Below are 16751 nucleotides of genomic sequence, written 5' to 3'. Positions count from 1 at the left end.
GCTTTTCATTATATTTGAAGAATGGCGGTGGCTATAGATGACAGCAGAAATGAAGCTGGAATGGGTAGAAGAAGCATGGAGCCGTGCTCTGGATAAAACAAAGCGCAACAGCCTGAGGATTGGTGCGGAATTTCCCCATGCCAGCCAAGGCGGAAAATATGTACTGGAGCAGCCCTTTTGGTGGACGGCCGGGTTCTGGCCGGGCCAGCTGTGGCTGCTCTACAATGAGAGCCGCGATGAATCCCTGAGAAGCATCGCCGAGGCATGTGAGCAGCGGCTGGATGCCGTGCTGGACGAGTATGTGCGGCTGGACCATGATCTGGGCTTCATGTGGACTTTAACCAGCGTAGCTTCCTATAAGCTGCTCGGCCATGAGGTGTCCAGAGTGCGTGCGCTTAAGGCGGCGAATTATCTTGCGGCCCGCTTTAATCTGAAAGGCAACTTCATCAGAGCCTGGAATCCCTGGTATGAGGGCGAAGACAACAGAGGATATGCGATCATCGATTGTGCCATGAATATGCCGCTGCTGTTCTGGGCGTCCGGGGTCAGCGGTGATCCGCGTTACCGCCATATTGCCGAAGCCCATATGGATACTGTGGTGAAGCATTTCATCCGCCCGGACGGGTCGGTCTACCATATTGTCCGGTTTGACCCGGACACCGGAGCGTTCATCGAGGGTATCGGCGGCCAGGGTTATGCGGCCGATTCGGCCTGGTCACGTGGAACAGCATGGGCGATTTACGGCCTGACCCTGGCTTACCATCACACCGGCAGGGTGGAGTATCTCCACACGGCGCAGCAGGTAGCGCATTTCTTCCTTGCCCGTCTGCCCGAGGATCATGTGCCGCAGTGGGACTTCCGCGCTCCAGACGACTCGCGGCAGCTACGCGACTCGTCAGCCGGAGCTTGTGCGGCCAGCGGCCTGTTGCTGCTGGCAGACAAGATAGGCGGCGTTGAAGGCTCCGTCTACCGGGAACCTGCCGTCCGTATGCTGGAATCGCTCTACAGAGGCTACGGCACCTGGGACAATGATGACGAAGAAGGGCTGATCCGTTCCGGCACCAGCAACTATCCGGCCGGCCAGAACATCGATGTGCCGCTCATCTACGGGGACTTCTTTTATGTCGAAGGATTGGCCCGTCTGAAAGGCAAGGGGCCTTTTTACTGGGAATAGCTTAAATCCATAGTGACTATAGAGCGTAATTCAATCCGGCGGAGTAACCCTCTGCCACTACAGGAGTGATATCGATGAGCAACCATCGGGGGGCCATTGCGGCCAATCCGCTAATCACCAAAGAGGATGTGCAAGAGGCCGTAAGACAGCTTGTATATCCGCTCAAACCGTATTACAGCGAAGGACGGGCCCGGCTGAAGCTGGGGATTACCGGAGTGCATTACGGGCCTGCGGTTGCCGAGATGGAAGGGTTCTCCCGGGTGCTTTGGGGTGTAGTGCCCTTGCTGGCCGGAGACGGTGAGGATCAATTCTGGGAGCTGTGCCTGGAGGGCATCCGGAATGGAACCGATCCTGAACATAAGGAATACTGGGGCGAGGTCGGGGATTATGACCAGCGGCTTGTGGAGATGGCGGCCTTTGGTTTTGCCCTGTCGCTGATCCCGGAACGGATTTGGGGTCCGCTGAACGAGCGGGAACGCTCCAATCTGTACCGGTGGCTGAATCAAATCAATGGGCATCCCTGTTATGACTGCAACTGGCTGTTTTTTAACATCCTGGTCAATATGGGCTTCCGCAAAGCGGGGCTTGAATATGACGCGGAACAGCTGGAGAATAATCTGAAGCGCATTGACGATTTCTATTTGACCGAAGGCTGGTACAGCGACGGTGTTGGCGGACATGCGGATTATTATGTGCCTTTTGCTTTTCATTATTATGGGCTGCTGTATGCCCGGCTTCTGGGGGATGAAGACCCTGAACGTGCCCGCTTGTTCAAGGATCGGGCGGGGGTGTTCGCCGGAGAATTCCTGCAGTGGTTCGCACCTGACGGTTCCGCACTTCCTTATGGCCGGAGTCTGGCGTACCGGTTCGCCCAGTCTGCGTTCTGGGGAGCGCTTGCCTATGCCGAGGTGGATGTGTTGTCCCCGGGCGTGCTGAAAGGTCTGGTGCTGCGTAATTTGCGTTGGTGGTTCCGCCAGGGCATTGTGGATGACGGTGGTCTGCTGACGATCGGGTATGCCTATCCGAACCTGGTTATGGCCGAGAACTATAATTCGCCCGGATCGCCTTATTGGGCGCTCAAGTCATTTTTGCCGTTGGCCCTGCCGGCGGAGCATCCCTTCTGGCAGTCGGAAGAGCTGCCGCTCCCGCAGCTGCCGGAGCTGGCTGTCCAAAAGCCGGCGCATCTGGTGTTCTGCCGGGACAGCGGTTCCGGACATGTCGCTGCGTTCAACAGCGGGCATTTAGGAACCAATGACCACACGCATACCTCGGCCAAATATGAGAAGTTTGCTTATTCGACGGCTTTTGGGTTCAGTGTTCCGCGATCGGAATGGGGCATCGGTCAAGGCGCCTTTGATTCTATGCTGGCGCTCAGTGAGGCCGGCGACAATCTGTACCGGGTACGGAGGCAGAACGAAGTCTCGCAGATTGAGGACAATGTGCTGTTCTCCAAATGGAAGCCTTGGTCCGATGTCGAGATCCAGAGCTGGATTATTGCCGGACTTCCCTGGCATATCCGTATTCACCGGATACATACCGCAAGGGCCCTCGAGGCCGCAGAAGGCGGATTTGCGCTGGGCCTGGAAGCGGATCTGCAAGAGGACAGGGATACGGAAGGAACGGGAATAACGGCAAGCTGCAGTCTTGGGACGAGCGCGATTCGCAGTCTGTCGGGTTATTCGAAGGCCGAATGCATTCGGCCGAGTACCAACACCAATGTCCTTCAGCCGCGTACGGTCATTCCTACTTTAATGGCCAATCTTAAGCCCGGAACCCATTTTCTGATTGCAGCCGTTTTGGGGGAACCGGGACAGGGAGCGGTGAAACCTCTATCTCCGGCAGAGCAATTAAATTTCAGTATCGGCGAGCACGAGATAAGCATCACTACAGCCGGCGGTAACAAGATCGATATCCCGCTCGACCGTTCTGACCGTGTGTTTTCATAAGTACCTATTAACAGACAGCCCGGCACCGAAATTCTTCGGCCCCCGGGCTGTTTATTTTTCTGAAGCTGAGGATTATTATAGAGGGAAAGCTTAGGTCTGCCTGGGAAGCAGGGAGGGTTCGTATGTATTCATTTGACTAACGCCCCCCGCGTTGACTATGCTATTTAAAAGTGCAAAAAATCACATCATCCAAGCAGAACAGGTCAGGGGGATACCTAATGGAGAGGCTGCAGGTTTGGCCCGAGAAATTCAGAAAATTTTTTCTGAACAATAAATTTGTTGTTTTTTTACTTGTTTTAATGCTGATTGGCGTAAATGTGCTCATTTTCTCCAAGCTGCCGTTCCTTTTTAAGCCGTTTTCCGTATTGCTGCACACGGTAGCGGCACCGCTGCTGTTGTCGGGAATTGCTTATTATCTGCTGAATCCGCTGGTGGACCGGCTGGAGCGAAGAAGCAAAGTGAAACGTACTTATGGCATTGTGATTCTATTTCTGCTGATCGCGGGCATTATTACACTCATATTGCTGACAGTCATCCCTATGATCCGCAGCCAGCTGCTGGAGCTGATCGATAATTTTCCGGAATACAGTGATCAGATTCAGGCACAATTCATTGATCTGACGGGCAGTAAGCTATTCGGGCAAATTCAGCAGAATGTGGGAATGGACTTCACTGAAATTACGAGCCGGGTTACCACGTGGGCAACCTCTTTTCTGAACAATGCCTTAAATGGCGTCGGCAACGTTGTGGGGGCAATTACGGAGATTATTCTGGCGCTTGTGACGACTCCGTTTATTCTGTTCTATCTGCTCCGTGACGGTAAAAAGCTGCCTGACTTTATCGTAAAATTCATCCCTGACAGCCTGCAGCCGCAGACCCGGATGGTGATGTCGGAAATGAACAGCAAAGTGGCTTCCTACATCCGGGGGCAGATCATTGTCAGCTGCTGCATCGGGGCGCTGCTCTATGTCGGTTACCTGATTATCGGCCTGCAATATTCGCTTGTGCTGGCGATTGCCGCAGCCTGTACGGCGGTGGTTCCCTATCTTGGTCCGGCGATTGCCATTACTCCCGCTTTGATTGTGGCCCTGGTCACATCGCCGTTTATGCTGGTCAAAATGATCATCGTCTGGACGGCTGTCCAACTGATTGAAGGCAAGTTCATCTCTCCGCAAATTATGGGTAAATCACTGAAGGTTCACCCGATTACGATTATTTTTGTCATTTTGTTCGCGGGCAAAATGTTTGGCGTGGTCGGGATTATCCTCGCCGTACCGGGTTATGCAGTGTTCAAGGTGGTCGTTACCCACCTCTTCCAGTGGTTCCAGTTCCGTTCGGGGCTGTACAAAATTGACGAGAACAAGGAATAAGACGAAAGGATGATGGTTATGGAAGGACCGATTATAACAACCGCTTACGGTAAAGTCGCCGGAAGGCAGGAGAACGGGGTGAATGTCTGGCGCGGCATTCCTTTTGCGGCTCCCCCGGTAGGGGCTCTCCGTTTCCGCGCCCCCCAGCCCCCCGAAAGCTGGAGTACGGTCAGGGAGGCGTTCGAGTTCGGGCCGGTCAGCCATCAGCCTGCGGATTCCAGAGGCACAAGGTTCGGCGGGACCCGGCCGCAACACTCCGAAGACTGCCTGTACCTGAATATCTGGTCACCTGCCGGTGGCGGGGAAGGACTGCCGGTGATGGTCTGGATTCATGGAGGTACCTTTGTGACCGGCTCCGGGAGCCAGCCGCTGTTTGATGGCAGTTCCCTGGTTGCCCGGGGCAACGTCATTGTTGTCTCCATCAATTATCGCCTTGGCCCCTTCGGGTTTCTGCATTTGTCCCAGCTTGGAGAAGGGTTCGCTTCCAACCAGGGCCTGCTTGACCAGATTGCGGCACTGCAATGGGTGCGGGGCAATATCGGCGCTTTTGGCGGCGATCCGCAGCGCGTGACCGTATTCGGCGAGTCTGCAGGCAGCATGAGCATTGCTGCCCTGCTGGCGATGCCGGCGGCGGAGGGCTTGATCGCCGGGGCGATCATGCAGAGCGGAGCGGCACAGACGCTGCCGCCCCGGCAGGGCGAAGAGATCGCGGCAGCGCTGCTGGCCGAGCTTGGCGTCTCCCCAGGCGGTGACCGCGGGCTGCTGAACACGCTTCCGGCGGAGCGTATACTGGAAGCGGCGGAGCGGATGACGCTTAAGCTGACCGGCGGCTCGCTGAGCATGTTGTTCCAGCCGGTCATTGAGCCTCTTTCGCTGCCGGAGGACCCGGCAGCAGCCGTAGCGGGAGGATCGGCCAAGGGGATCCCGCTGCTGATCGGCACCAATCGGGATGAAGGCAACCTCTTCTTCCGGGAGGGAGCGCCACAGGCGGATTTTGAACAATCGCTGAAAGCGCTGGAGATGCTGATGGGGACAGGGGATCTGTCCGACATCGCACAGCATTATCCGGCTTCCTGGGAAGGACAGGCTGAGATTCTGACGGACCTCTATTTCTGGATCAACTCCGTCTCCTTTGCCCAGAATCAGCTGGATCATGCACCGGTCTGGATGTACCGGTTCGACTGGACCTCCCCGGGCCATCCTTTACTCGGCAAAGCCGTGCATGGTGCAGAGATTGCCTATGTATTTAATAACCTGTCCGTGTTGCAGCGGCTGGGTGTGGAGGTCACTCCGGCTATCACTAGGCTGTCGGAAGCCATGCAGGGGGCGTGGCTGGCTTTTGCGCACCGGGGAGATCCGGGAACACCGGAGCTGCCTTGGCCGCCGTATCAACGAAAAGGGCGGGCTACCCTGGTATTCGATGGTGACAGCCGTATTGTTCATGATCCGGACCCGGAGAAGCGTAGACGCCTGATCCGCAATATGGGGAACAGCCTATGACTGCTGCACAGCAGGCCCAACGTGATCATCTGCTTCGTTTGTTTACGCATGTCCACTGGGCCAATAATGAGATTCTGCTGGCGCTTCAGGGGGCGGAGGCACTCCCTGAGAAGCTCATCACCCTTTTTGGCCACTTGCTCTCTGCGGAAAAAGTATGGCTCGAACGTCTGAACGGAAGAGACAGCTCGGCGCTGAATATATGGCCGCTGACACGACTTGAAGATTGCGGGCAGCTGGTCAGGGACAATCATGAAGGATATCTGAGTTTTCTTTCGCCGCTTGATGATGCCGGCTTAAACACCGCCGTATCTTACCGCACCAGCAAGGGTATTCTGTTCAGCACGACGATTCTGGATATCCTTAGCCATGTAGCCCTGCATGGAAGCTACCATCGCGGCCAGATTTCCTCCTATCTGAGGCTGGAGGGACATGAGCCCGTGAATACGGATTATATTACATTTACCCGGCTGGATTCCTATGAAGGTTAAGGGTTTCAACCACCTGACGGTGAACGTGAAGAATCTTCGGGAATCCTTACATTTTTATACTGAAGTTCTGGGGTTGCAAGTCGTTCATAAAGGAAACAAAGATGCATATCTGGAGTGGGGCAGCGCCTGGATTTGTCTTGTGGAGCAGCCGGAATATGTGGAACCTGTCTTGAATGCAGCAGGAATTGATCACATCGCCTTCTCGATTGAAGAAGACCATTTTGCAGAGGCGGTAGAGATTCTGCGAACTTATAACATTCCAATTACAAGAGGGCCTGTTAAACGCGGCATAGGCTGGTCGGTTAATTTCCTGGACCCGGATGGCACCCGGCTGGAACTGCATACTTCGAATTTAGCGGAACGCATGAGTGTGTGGAAGTGATACATGATGCGTAAAAACGCCTATAGCACCAGTCAACAAGCCAGAATCCGAGCTATTGGAGACTGGCTTGTTTAGGTTCACTTTCACCTTTATTTGGCCTAAAAATTGTATATCTGATGAGCGATAATGGTGCTGCAAGAGAAGAGCCGATGGCAAAACTAGGGGCAATGGAGTAACTTCCGCAGCTTGTCAGTGCTTAATGCGATTCTAATGCATTATGTGCAGCACAATCGCTCTCAGAGAGCTCCAAAGTCCATTCTGATGTATTTCGTGCAGTAGTAATTTAATTTACCTGGGTTTTTCAGCCCTGGCTGCTGTTTCTGATGTAGTAAATGCACTCTAATCGAAAATAAGCCGGATTCACTCGCGTTATGATGTACAAAATGCAGTGAACAAACTGAAGAGGAAGTGAACAGATTGCAGTGAAAAGACAGACTGCATCATAAAGACTGGCGTTGCTCGAGCCAGCATAGAACAAAACATCATAATAGTGCTGTGTGCTGTGTAGGAGGTTACCGAAAGTACGCTTGAGGTCGGATGGCTTTCGTTTGTTCGTAAGGTTTACCTTTATTTGGCCTGAAAATGTGTATATCTCCTGAGCGATAATGGTGCTGCAAGTGAAGAGCCGATGGAAAAACTAGGGGCAATGGAGTAACTTCCGCAGCTTGTCAGTGCTTAATGCGATTCTAATGCATTATGTGCAGCACAATCGCTCTCAGAGAGCTCTAAAGTCCATTCTGATGTATTTCGTGCAGTAGTAATTTAATTTACCTGGGTTTTTCAGCCCTGGCTGCTGTTTCTGATGCAGTAAATGCACTCTAATCGAAAATAAGCCGGATTCACTCGCGTTTTGATGTACAAAATGCAGTGAACAGATTGCAGTGAAAAGACAGACTGCATCACAAAGACTGGCGTTGCTCGAGCCAGCATAGAACAAAACATCATAATAGTGCTGTGTAGGAGGTTACCGAAAGTACGCTTGAGGTCGGATGGTTTTCGTTTGCCCGTAATGGGTAGTAGTGAGCTGCACACAAACACACAAAACAGCGATTCTCCGTTTCTTGGGGAATCGCTGTTTGTTTGTCTTCTTAGCTGTGAAAAAGTACATACTCCTTAATTCCGGCCACAACGGCCTCGGCGACTTGTTGCTGGAAATCCTCCGAGTAGAGCAGTGCTTCATCTTTGGCATTGCTGAGATATCCGCATTCCAGCAGGATCGCGGGCATCTTGGTTTCCCGGGTAACATGCAGGCTGCTCTGACGTACTCCCCGGTCCGCAAGGCTGCTGGCCGCTGCCAGGTGTTTGTGGACAATGTTCGCGAATTCCAGGCTTTCCGGGCGAGTATAATACGTCTCCGTGCCGCTCGGATTGCTCAAGCTGCCTTCCGGGATACTATTGGCATGAATGGAGATGAACAGATCGGCCTTCAACTCGTTGGCCAATTTGGTCCGCTCCTGCAAGGTTGGGTATCTGTCATCACTGCGGGTAAGGACAAGCTCAATATTGGGATCGTTCTTCAGCAGCTCCCGGATTTTCAGGGTCGTGGCCAGCGTGAAGTCTTTCTCCTTCTGCTTGCCCAGGCTGATGCCTCCGGGGTCCTTACCGCCATGTCCCGCATCGATGACTACCAGCGTCTTGCCATCCGGTGCCATTGTGCTTGTACCGTCTGCCGGGGCAGTGGGAGTAGCCAAGGGAACAGGAGTGGCCGAAGCACCAGGAGTTGCCGAAGAACCAGGAGTCGCCGTAGCACCAGGGGGTACCGAAGCAAGAGGAGCTGCCGATGCAATGGAAGTTGGAGCCGCTGGAGACGGCGTAGCGGCGGGCGTCTGCACAGGCGGAGAGACCGGACTTGTTCCGGTCAGCTCTACTGTGACAGATCCTTCCTTGCCTTTTGTCACAGTATAGGCTCTCGGGTTGTTCAGGTCGATAACGACCCGGATCGCAGAGGGCGTGCTGCTGAACAGAGCATACCGGACAGCGGAAACATCGGGATTGCCGATAACCGCGATCTGCCCGTCATGGCTCTCCGTATTTGCCATATTCCGGGTGAAATCCGCTGCAAATGCCGTGTCCGGCAAATCTACCACAATCCGGTCATTGCCGGTCATCGCGAAGACGCGGGGGGATACGCTGCCGTTCAAGGCAAGCTGCAGCTTGTTGTCCTTGAATGTAATGCCGGTCAGTCCGGCCAAAGCATTGCTTTCCCCATTGATTCCGCTTGCCGCACCGGCCGGTTTCCCGCTGCTTGCTGCAGGTGTACCCTGGGCGGATGTCTTGGCCGGTGAGGTCAGATAGACCGTTTTGGTGAGGTTGTCCCACTTGACAGCGGCTCCGGTCGCTTCCCCGACAAACCGCAAGGGTACCAGAGTAAGACTGCCGTTAAGCGTAGGCGGCTGCTCGAGCGGGACCTCTTTACCCGACACTTCCGCAACCGCATGATTCAACTTAAGCTTCAATGTGGTTTCTCCCTGGCGGATCGAAGCGGTCTTGGCGGTGTTGTCCCACTTTACCGCATAACCCAGCTGTTCGGCCACGAGCCGAAGCGGCACCATAACGCTGCCGTTCATAATTTGTACCCCGGCATCCTTCGCTACCGCAAGTTCATGGCCGTCCAAATAAATGTGTGTCTCTGCCCGATCGGCGTGCCCTGTTCCTGCTGCTGCTGCAAATAGGAGCAGGAACAGAAGCAACACCCCCAGCCCGATTTTTTTCATAATCCATCCCTGCCTGTCATGTCTAGTCATCTTATGTATCAGATCATTTTTCTACTAATATTATCGGTTGTTCACCAGTGAAAATGTATAAATTTTTAACAAGAGGATTGACAAACTTGCAGATAGGCATTAATTTTGTGTATAAGAATAAGTTTTTCCTGAGGGAAACATATTTGTCCTAATGCATGGACATCCCCTATTGAAATTGTATGAACCACAAATTGGCGTAGAGAAATGAAGGAGGAAAGAAGGATGAAGAAGAGTATAACCGGTAAGAAAATCAAGCTGGGTATGGTGCTGCTGCTGGTCTGTTCACTGGCGCTGTCAGCGTGTGCAGCCAATGGGGAAGGAAAGGGCGGGAACGCCGCAGACGGCAAAATTTCGATTGTAACCACCATCGCTCAGATTGCCGAGCCGCTAACGGTCATCGGCGGGGATAAGGTTAGCATAACAAGCCTGATGGGTCCCGGTGTCGATCCGCATTTGTACAATGCTACCCAAGGGGATATCGGCAAGATGAGCTCTGCGGACATGGTATTCTACAGCGGACAGCACCTGGAGGGGAATATGGCGGAGGTCTTCGGGCAGATCGGCAAAAACAAGCCGGTGGTCGCCGTAGCCGAGTCCATACCGGAGGATCGTCTGCTGAAAGATGAGCAGGGGAACATCGACCCCCATGTCTGGTTTGACATTGATCTGTGGAGAATTGCGCTGGAGACGGCAACGGCCGGGCTGAAGGAGCACTATCCGGAGCATGCGGATTATTTTGAACAAAACAAAACGGCGTACTTCAAACAGCTTGAGGAGCTGAAGACAGAGACGGCAGCGCAAATGGACGGTATTCCGCAGGCGCAGAGAGTGCTTGTGACCGCACATGATGCTTTTGGTTATTTTGGACGGATGCATGAACTGGAGGTTGTGGGCTTGCAAGGGCTCAGCACGGAGGATGAGATTGGAATTACGGATATCGAGGATACGATCAATCTGCTCATGGAATATAAGGTTCCGGCAGTATTCGTGGAAAGCAGCATCAATCAAAGCTCCATCAATGCCGTTATCGAGGGGGCTTCGGGCAAAGGCCTGAAGATCAAGCTGGGCGGTGAGCTGTATTCGGATGCGATGGGGGATGCAGGGACAGCGGAAGGAACTTATATCGGCATGTACCGGCACAACGTGAAGACGATTGCAGACGCGCTTAGCAAAGGGGGGAATTAGGATGCAGGGACTTGCGGTTACAGACTTATCGGCCTCTTATCGTAAAAATAATGTGCTCGAAGACGTATCCTTCGAGCTGCCGCAAGGCTCGTTGACCGGCATTGTCGGTCCGAACGGCGCAGGCAAATCGACGCTGCTCAAGACCATGCTGGAGCTGCACCCGAAATTAAGCGGCACGGTCACCTTTGCCGGAGCGCCCTTGTCCAAGATGCGCCGTAAGATCGGGTACGTTCCACAGCGAGGTTCGGTGGATTGGGATTTCCCCACAGATGCACTTGATGTGGTGCTGATGGGCCTGTACGGAGCTGTGGGCTGGCTGAAGCGGCCCAAAGCCGGACACCGCCAGCAGGCGCTGCAAGCCCTGGCCCAAATGGGCATGGCCGATTATGCGGACCGGCAGATCAGCCAGTTGTCCGGCGGCCAGCAGCAGCGGGTATTCCTGGCCCGCGCTTTGGTGCAGGACGCCGAGCTTTATTTCATGGATGAGCCGCTGGCTGGCGTTGACGCCGCCACGGAACAAGCGATAATGACCACGCTGCGGGAGCTCAAAGGCCGGGGCAAGTCGGTTATGGTCGTTCATCATGATCTGCAGACCGTCGAGGATTATTTCGATCATGTGCTGCTGCTGAACCGCCGTGTGATGAATTATGGCGAGACTGCGGAGATTTTTACCAAAGACAACGTATACCGGACCTACGGGGCTGGACTGCGTTGGCGAAAAGAGGTGCCCTCATGACACTGCTGCTCTCTCCCAATGCCTGGTGGGTGCTGTTAAGCATGCTGATTCTCGGGGTGGCCTCCGGGATGATCGGCACTCTGGCCTACTGGAAACGGCAAAGTCTGATGAGCGATGCGCTTTCGCATGCGGCGCTGCCGGGTGTGGTAATCGCTTTTGCCATTACCGGAGTGAAGGCGTTGCCCATACTGATTCTGGGGGCAGCGCTCAGCGCATTGATCGGCGCTTTTCTGGTGCAGTGGGTCGTGTCCAGCAGCCGGATCAAGGAAGATACTGCAATGGGTATTGTGCTATCGGTATTTTTCGGACTGGGCATCATGCTCCTTACCATAGTCAACCGGACCGGGGGCGGCAATGTAAGCGGCCTGGACGGATTTATTTTTGGGCAGGCGGCATCCATGGTACGAAGCGATGTCTATACGATGGGAATCCTCGGGCTGCTGGTGATTGCGGTGGTCTATGCGGCCTTTAAAGAGTGGAAGCTGTATCTGTTCGATCCGCAGTTTGCCAAAGGGATTGGTTTGCCATCCGGGCTGATGAACAGCTTGTATACAGGCGTACTGGTCCTGGTGATCGTCATTGGGATTCAGGCGGTTGGCGTCATCCTGATGTCAGCTCTGCTGATTATTCCGGCGGTGAGTGCCCGTTACTGGACCCATTCCTTCAAATGGATGCTGATCGGTTCGGCGTTCATCGGCGGAGGGGCGGGGGTAGCTGGTACGCTGATCAGTACGATGGGTAAAGGCTGGCCGACAGGGCCGTTCATCGTAGTTTCGTCTTCGGCGGTGTTCCTTGTCTCCCTGCTGTTCGGAGCCCGCAAAGGACTCGTAGTAACGGCTATTCAACAGCGTATGCAAAAAAGAAGCCCTCGTGCGCTTCCGGCAGAAGCCGAGAAATCAATGGTCAAGGAGGGTGGTTTGCAATGAGTTACACAGCATGGATTCTGCTGACGGCAGCGCTGGTCGGGCTTTCCTGCGGAATGATCGGCGTGCTGCTTATTCTGCGCAGAATGGCAATGATGGCCGACGCGATCAGCCATACGGTACTGCTGGGTATCGTGGTCGCTTTTCTGGTGACCCGTGAGCTCAGCGGTTACCATATGCTGATCGGTGCGGTCATAGCCGGGCTGCTGACTTCGGTGTTGATTCAGTGGCTGCAGTCCCGCGGGGTTCAGGGCGAGGCGTCGATTGGTGTGGTGTTTACTACGCTGTTTGCGGTCGGGGTAATTCTGATTGCCACGCAGGTTGGCAATGCCCATCTGGATGTCAAGCATGCGCTGATGGGCGAGATTACCTTCGTGCCCTGGACAACGGTTCGTCTTCCCTGGATTGGAGATATTCCGGAAGCGACACTGATTTTGTCGGCAGTCCTTCTCATCGTCGTGGTTGCCATTATTGCTTTTTATAAGGAGTGGAAAATCACTTCGTTTGACCCGGCCCTGGCTGCCAGCCTCGGCATCCCCGTCATCGTTATGCATTACGCCTTCATGTCCCTGTTGTCCATTACAACAGTAGCCGCTTTTGACGCGGTGGGGGCGATAATGGTAGTAGCTATGCTGATTACGCCTGCCGCAGCCGCCTATTTATGGACGGACCGGCTGTCCGTGATGTTTGGACTGAGCGGCGGTTTCGGGGTGGGCTCGGCGGTTGCAGGCTACTATATTGCCTCCTGGCTGGATACGTCTATCTCAGGGTCCATGGCTTTTGCTACAGGTGTAGTTTTCTTGCTTAGCTTCCTGATGTCCCCGAAACATGGGTTGATCTCACGTTACGTAACGGTCCCAGCGCGAAAGAAAGCTACTTCAGAGAGGTGAAGCCGGTCTTTTCTACCAGCTCCTGCCCCTGCGGCGACACGATCCAGTCCAGAAAGGGCTGGATATTCGGGTTGTCGCTTCCTGCCGTTACAGCATAAAATTCGGTGGCAAAAGGGTACTTCCCGCTGCGGATACTCTCTTTGTCCGGCTTGATGCCATCAATATCCAGCAGCGAGATTTCCCCGTTCCGGTTCATCTCCGAGGCATAGAAGAGGAAGCTGTACCCCAGCGCATTTTTGTAATTGCGGTAGTCTGCAGTCTGCTGAATAATGCCGCTCATGATGTCGGCCACATCCTCCTGCGGCGGGGTCATTAGCGGAGTATCGCCCATAAATTTCACCAGCATCGTCTGGCTCCCGCTGCCCTCGGAACGCTGGAAAGCCCGAATCGGGTCGTTGCTGCCGCCCACCTCACTCCAGTGCTTCAGCTTGCCGGAGTAGATATCCTTGATCTGCTGGGCCTTGAGACCGGTCACCGGATTACGTGTGTTGACAAAAAAGACAAAGGCTTCACGCCCAATGGGTGTCAGCCTCAGCTCGACGCCATTTCGCTGTGCTTCCTTCTGCTGGGCCAGCGAGGGGGCGGCTGCAAAAATAATATCCGTATCGCCTGCAATCAGGTTCTTGTAGGCTACAGGTGTGCTGGTACATAATACCAGGCCGTTTGTGAAATCATACGGATCATATTCCCCTTCCGGATAGACGGCCTGGACAAAAGCTGAATAAAGCGGATAAAGGGCCGTCGCCCCATCCAGGCGCGGCGGAGCATGCTCTATGCGGTAACTGGAAGACTCAGCAAGCGAGACGGCTTTGGTTTCATTCCGGAATGGAGCATATTGCAAGAGGTTCACTTCCTGTTCGCTGACCAACTCATGGCTCTTGACATAAGCCCGGTTAAGCTCATACCCGGCTGTTGCCAGCAGGCACAGGCCCAGGAAGGACAGGAAGACCAGATGCCGGGTGCGGGCACGCAGCAGTCCAAATACATTCAGCACCATATATACAGCAAGTGCGATACATATAGCGACAACCAGCGGCACATAAAAAGCAAGGCCGCCCATAACGGCGACGATAAAGGAAGCGATATACCCCAAGAAGGCAATGCCTGCTGCTGCAAATACAGTAATCAATAATTTCGTCCAAAGTGATCCTTTCACAGTAACCTCCTGCTTTTATTTAGAAATGGATAAATATAGGTGGCTTAATTATACTGTAATCCGCTTACCTCCACCAGCCAGCAACAAAGCCACGCAGAGAAGGTTTGGGCTGATGTATGAAAATAATATGTATATTTTCATAAAGTACTGGACGAAATGGCAGCAGAGGTTTATTCTGAGATTGTGAAAAAAATAACGGAATACAAGATTCTCGGGGTAAGGTGAAATTCCTGACCGGCGGTAAGTTCACAGCGAACGTAGCCCGCGACTCGTTATTCTTTGCCTGCAAAGGATAACGACTGATCTGGTGGAATTCCAGAGCCGACGGTAAAGTCCGGATGAGAGAGGATCATAAGATAGAGGCGAAGCGGGATAGTGATTCCGATCGTCTGTATTGACAATGCCCCCGAGTGCCGCTTTTTCAGGCCATCCGGGGGCTTTTGGTCTCTAATCGAGGGTTTGTATCGACAAGGAGAATGATTTATGAGTCATGTTACTGCTTCATCTTCAGGCATGCGGACTACGGCGCCGCTGCGCAGCGGATTCTGGCTGGTGGTGCTTGGAGCCGCGCTTTGGGGAGTAGATCCGCTGTTCCGCATCATCCTGCTGAAGTCGCTAACCTCTTCACAGATTGTATTGCTTGAGCATGTCGTTCTGTTTCTGGCTGCGGCACCAGTGCTATGGCGCCATCGTGCCGAGCTGAAGGGTGTTGGCCTGCGCCAGTTAGGCGCACTTCTGGTCGTCTCCTGGGGCGGCTCGGCCGCAGCAACGATATTGTTCACCATGGCTTTATCCAGCGGAGACCTGAATGCAGTGCTGCTGCTGCAGAAGCTGCAGCCGCTGTTCGCCATCGGCCTTGCCGCCGTGCTGCTCAAGGAACGCCTGCCCAAGAACTTTGGACCGCTGATCGCCGTCGCCCTGGCCGGCACCTATTTGCTGACCTTCGGCTGGACCTTTCCCTTCGGCCATGTCAACAGCTTTATCGGGGTCAGCAGCCTGATGGCGCTGGGCGCTGCAGCCCTGTGGGGAGGCTCGACAGTCATGGGCCGTTACCTGCTGGGTTCGATGAAATATGAGACGGTCACTTCGCTGCGTTTCATCATGGCCTTGCCTTTATTGTTTGTGATTACAGCCCTGGAAGGAGCTCCATGGCAGATGACCGGAGGGTTTGGGGCTTCGGCGGCAGTGGCCGTCAACCTGCTGCTGCAGGCCTTGCTGCCAGGACTCCTAAGCATGCTGCTATACTATAAAGGCCTGAGTACCACCAAAGCTTCCTTTGCTACGCTGGCGGAGCTTAGCTTCCCGATGACCGGAGTAGTCATTAACTGGATCGTATTCAACCAGCTGGTTACGATCCCCCAGATTGTCGGCTTTGCGCTCATCTGGACCTCGCTGTTCTTTATTTCTTCCAGGCAGTCCAGGCAGAGTGCCGTCCAATAAATAACAATTATCCAAGAAGAGGTGCCCCTATAAGCCAGAATGGCTATAGGGGCACCTCTTCGTTTTGTTTTGGAGTAAGAGTAAAAATAAGCCTTTTCTCCCATACTACCGTTAATCGTGCATCTTGAGCCTGGACACACCATCAGAAGGAGGAATGCAGATGAACGGCCATGCTGCCCCAGCCATTTATATACAGCTCAAGAACCGGATCACCGTGCCGAAAGGCAAAGGGGTCACACTCCGCGATATTGCAACTCTAATTGTCGCCCCTGAGTGGGAGCAGCCCCTGTACTCCATTCTCCTGCTGGAACCGAAACAAAGTGACGGCAACCTGATTCTGATCGACCTGATGATGGTCATTCCCCGCATACAGGAGCTGCTGCCGCAAGCCGAAATTGAAGCCATTGGCGAAGGAAGGACTATCGTGCAGATTGAAGGACCAGCCGGAGCCCGGAAGCCCTCCATGGCCCTGTTTGTCCTGGTCTGGCTGCTGCTGTTCTTCGGCTCGGCGCTGACGATTATGAATTTCCATGCGGATGTCAGCATGCAGGAGGTGCAGATCCGGATTGTGGAGATGATTACAGGCCATCGGGATGAACATCCTTATGTGTTCCAGGTCGCCTATTCGCTGGGTATCGGTTTCGGGATGGTGATCTTTTTCAACCATTTGTTCAAGAAAAAATGGAACGAGGAGCCGACCCCGCTCGAGGTGGAGATGTTCCTGTATCAGAAAAATATCGACCATTATGTGGTCAATGAGGAATACAGCAAAATGAAACGGCAGGGTCAGGGCCCTGCCGGGAAGCCGGAGGGCTGA

General features: G+C 53.9%; 14 protein-coding genes and 1 riboswitch. Of the genes, 12 read left to right on the top strand and 2 right to left on the bottom strand.

All coding sequences use genetic code 11. The features are described from left to right. Positions 1-37 precede the first annotated feature (37 nt). From IEY53_RS10415 to IEY53_RS10390, 6 genes are all read left to right on the top strand, one after another. Positions 38-1174: a glycoside hydrolase family 88 protein gene (locus IEY53_RS10415; RefSeq protein WP_189024611.1), complete on the top strand. Its 1137-nt coding sequence runs from the start codon at positions 38-40 to the stop codon at positions 1172-1174. Positions 1175-1248: 74 nt separating this feature from the next. Next, positions 1249-3120, top strand: coding sequence for a DUF2264 domain-containing protein (locus IEY53_RS10410; protein WP_189024609.1), 1872 nt, complete (start codon positions 1249-1251; stop codon positions 3118-3120). A gap of 218 nt (positions 3121-3338) precedes the next feature. Then, positions 3339-4490 (top strand): AI-2E family transporter, encoded by a 1152-nt coding sequence (locus IEY53_RS10405; RefSeq protein WP_189024607.1) that lies wholly within the window; start codon positions 3339-3341, stop codon positions 4488-4490. 18 nt (positions 4491-4508) lie between these two features. Further along, complete coding sequence (locus IEY53_RS10400; RefSeq protein ID WP_189024605.1) at positions 4509-5990, top strand: carboxylesterase/lipase family protein; 1482 nt, start codon at positions 4509-4511, stop codon at positions 5988-5990. Continuing rightward, entirely contained in the window at positions 5987-6478 is a 492-nt protein-coding gene (locus IEY53_RS10395; protein ID WP_189024603.1) for a DinB family protein, read from the top strand. The genes IEY53_RS10400 and IEY53_RS10395 overlap by 4 nt, the downstream gene beginning before the upstream one ends. Next, positions 6468-6860, top strand: coding sequence for a VOC family protein (locus tag IEY53_RS10390; RefSeq protein ID WP_189024601.1), 393 nt, complete (start codon positions 6468-6470; stop codon positions 6858-6860). Before IEY53_RS10395 ends, IEY53_RS10390 begins: the two co-directional genes overlap by 11 nt. Before the next feature lie 1088 nt (positions 6861-7948). On the opposite strand, the gene IEY53_RS10385 is transcribed toward IEY53_RS10390, so the two are convergent. Continuing rightward, positions 7949-9574, bottom strand: a complete 1626-nt coding sequence (locus tag IEY53_RS10385) for an N-acetylmuramoyl-L-alanine amidase family protein (protein ID WP_189024599.1) — start codon at positions 9572-9574, stop codon at positions 7949-7951. Between the two features lie 252 nt (positions 9575-9826). Between IEY53_RS10385 and IEY53_RS10380 the strand changes: the two genes are divergently transcribed. The 4 genes from IEY53_RS10380 to IEY53_RS10365 are packed head-to-tail and all read left to right on the top strand — an operon-like array spanning position 9827 to position 13338. Further along, positions 9827-10789: a metal ABC transporter solute-binding protein, Zn/Mn family gene (locus tag IEY53_RS10380; protein ID WP_189024597.1), complete on the top strand. Its 963-nt coding sequence runs from the start codon at positions 9827-9829 to the stop codon at positions 10787-10789. A gap of 1 nt (position 10790) precedes the next feature. After that, the gene (locus tag IEY53_RS10375; RefSeq protein ID WP_189024595.1) at positions 10791-11525 is read left to right on the top strand and encodes a metal ABC transporter ATP-binding protein; all 735 of its coding nucleotides are present in this window, start codon (positions 10791-10793) and stop codon (positions 11523-11525) included. Further along, positions 11522-12451 carry a metal ABC transporter permease gene (locus tag IEY53_RS10370; RefSeq protein WP_189024593.1) on the top strand — a complete coding sequence of 310 codons (930 nt, stop codon included), beginning with the start codon at positions 11522-11524 and terminating at the stop codon, positions 12449-12451. Before IEY53_RS10375 ends, IEY53_RS10370 begins: the two co-directional genes overlap by 4 nt. After that, positions 12448-13338, top strand: a complete 891-nt coding sequence (locus IEY53_RS10365; protein WP_189024591.1) for a metal ABC transporter permease — start codon at positions 12448-12450, stop codon at positions 13336-13338. The genes IEY53_RS10370 and IEY53_RS10365 overlap by 4 nt, the downstream gene beginning before the upstream one ends. On the opposite strand, the gene IEY53_RS10360 is transcribed toward IEY53_RS10365, so the two are convergent. Beyond that, positions 13322-14494, bottom strand: a complete 1173-nt coding sequence (locus IEY53_RS10360) for a PstS family phosphate ABC transporter substrate-binding protein (RefSeq protein ID WP_189024589.1) — start codon at positions 14492-14494, stop codon at positions 13322-13324. The genes IEY53_RS10365 and IEY53_RS10360 overlap by 17 nt on opposite strands. A 203-nt stretch (positions 14495-14697) precedes the next feature. Further along, positions 14698-14848: riboswitch (FMN riboswitch) on the top strand. 129 nt (positions 14849-14977) lie between these two features. On the opposite strand from IEY53_RS10360, the gene IEY53_RS10355 reads away from it, so the two are divergent. Both IEY53_RS10355 and IEY53_RS10350 read left to right on the top strand, forming a co-directional pair. Then, positions 14978-15934 carry a DMT family transporter gene (locus tag IEY53_RS10355; protein ID WP_189024587.1) on the top strand — a complete coding sequence of 319 codons (957 nt, stop codon included), beginning with the start codon at positions 14978-14980 and terminating at the stop codon, positions 15932-15934. Positions 15935-16094: 160 nt separating this feature from the next. Then, positions 16095-16751 (top strand): stage V sporulation protein AA, encoded by a 657-nt coding sequence (locus IEY53_RS10350; RefSeq protein WP_189024585.1) that lies wholly within the window; start codon positions 16095-16097, stop codon positions 16749-16751.

The sequence above is a fragment of the Paenibacillus albidus genome, from assembly GCF_014644435.1.
Classification (GTDB): domain Bacteria; phylum Bacillota; class Bacilli; order Paenibacillales; family Paenibacillaceae; genus Paenibacillus_AQ; species Paenibacillus_AQ albidus.
The sequence above is the reverse complement of the archived record's forward strand: the minus strand, read 5'-3'. Positions and strand labels throughout refer to the sequence as shown.

What these genes read in the sequence shown, in the direction of transcription:
- IEY53_RS10415 (WP_189024611.1), top strand. Translation starts at nt 38, where the DNA reads ATGACAGCAGAAATGAAGCTGGAATGGGTAGAAGAAGCATGGAGCCGT.
- IEY53_RS10410 (WP_189024609.1), top strand. Translation starts at nt 1,249, where the DNA reads ATGAGCAACCATCGGGGGGCCATTGCGGCCAATCCGCTAATCACCAAA.
- IEY53_RS10405 (WP_189024607.1), top strand. Translation starts at nt 3,339, where the DNA reads ATGGAGAGGCTGCAGGTTTGGCCCGAGAAATTCAGAAAATTTTTTCTG.
- IEY53_RS10400 (WP_189024605.1), top strand. Translation starts at nt 4,509, where the DNA reads ATGGAAGGACCGATTATAACAACCGCTTACGGTAAAGTCGCCGGAAGG.
- IEY53_RS10395 (WP_189024603.1), top strand. Translation starts at nt 5,987, where the DNA reads ATGACTGCTGCACAGCAGGCCCAACGTGATCATCTGCTTCGTTTGTTT.
- IEY53_RS10390 (WP_189024601.1), top strand. Translation starts at nt 6,468, where the DNA reads ATGAAGGTTAAGGGTTTCAACCACCTGACGGTGAACGTGAAGAATCTT.
- IEY53_RS10385 (WP_189024599.1), bottom strand. Translation starts at nt 9,574, where the DNA reads ATGAAAAAAATCGGGCTGGGGGTGTTGCTTCTGTTCCTGCTCCTATTT.
- IEY53_RS10380 (WP_189024597.1), top strand. Translation starts at nt 9,827, where the DNA reads ATGAAGAAGAGTATAACCGGTAAGAAAATCAAGCTGGGTATGGTGCTG.
- IEY53_RS10375 (WP_189024595.1), top strand. Translation starts at nt 10,791, where the DNA reads ATGCAGGGACTTGCGGTTACAGACTTATCGGCCTCTTATCGTAAAAAT.
- IEY53_RS10370 (WP_189024593.1), top strand. Translation starts at nt 11,522, where the DNA reads ATGACACTGCTGCTCTCTCCCAATGCCTGGTGGGTGCTGTTAAGCATG.
- IEY53_RS10365 (WP_189024591.1), top strand. Translation starts at nt 12,448, where the DNA reads ATGAGTTACACAGCATGGATTCTGCTGACGGCAGCGCTGGTCGGGCTT.
- IEY53_RS10355 (WP_189024587.1), top strand. Translation starts at nt 14,978, where the DNA reads ATGAGTCATGTTACTGCTTCATCTTCAGGCATGCGGACTACGGCGCCG.
- IEY53_RS10350 (WP_189024585.1), top strand. Translation starts at nt 16,095, where the DNA reads ATGAACGGCCATGCTGCCCCAGCCATTTATATACAGCTCAAGAACCGG.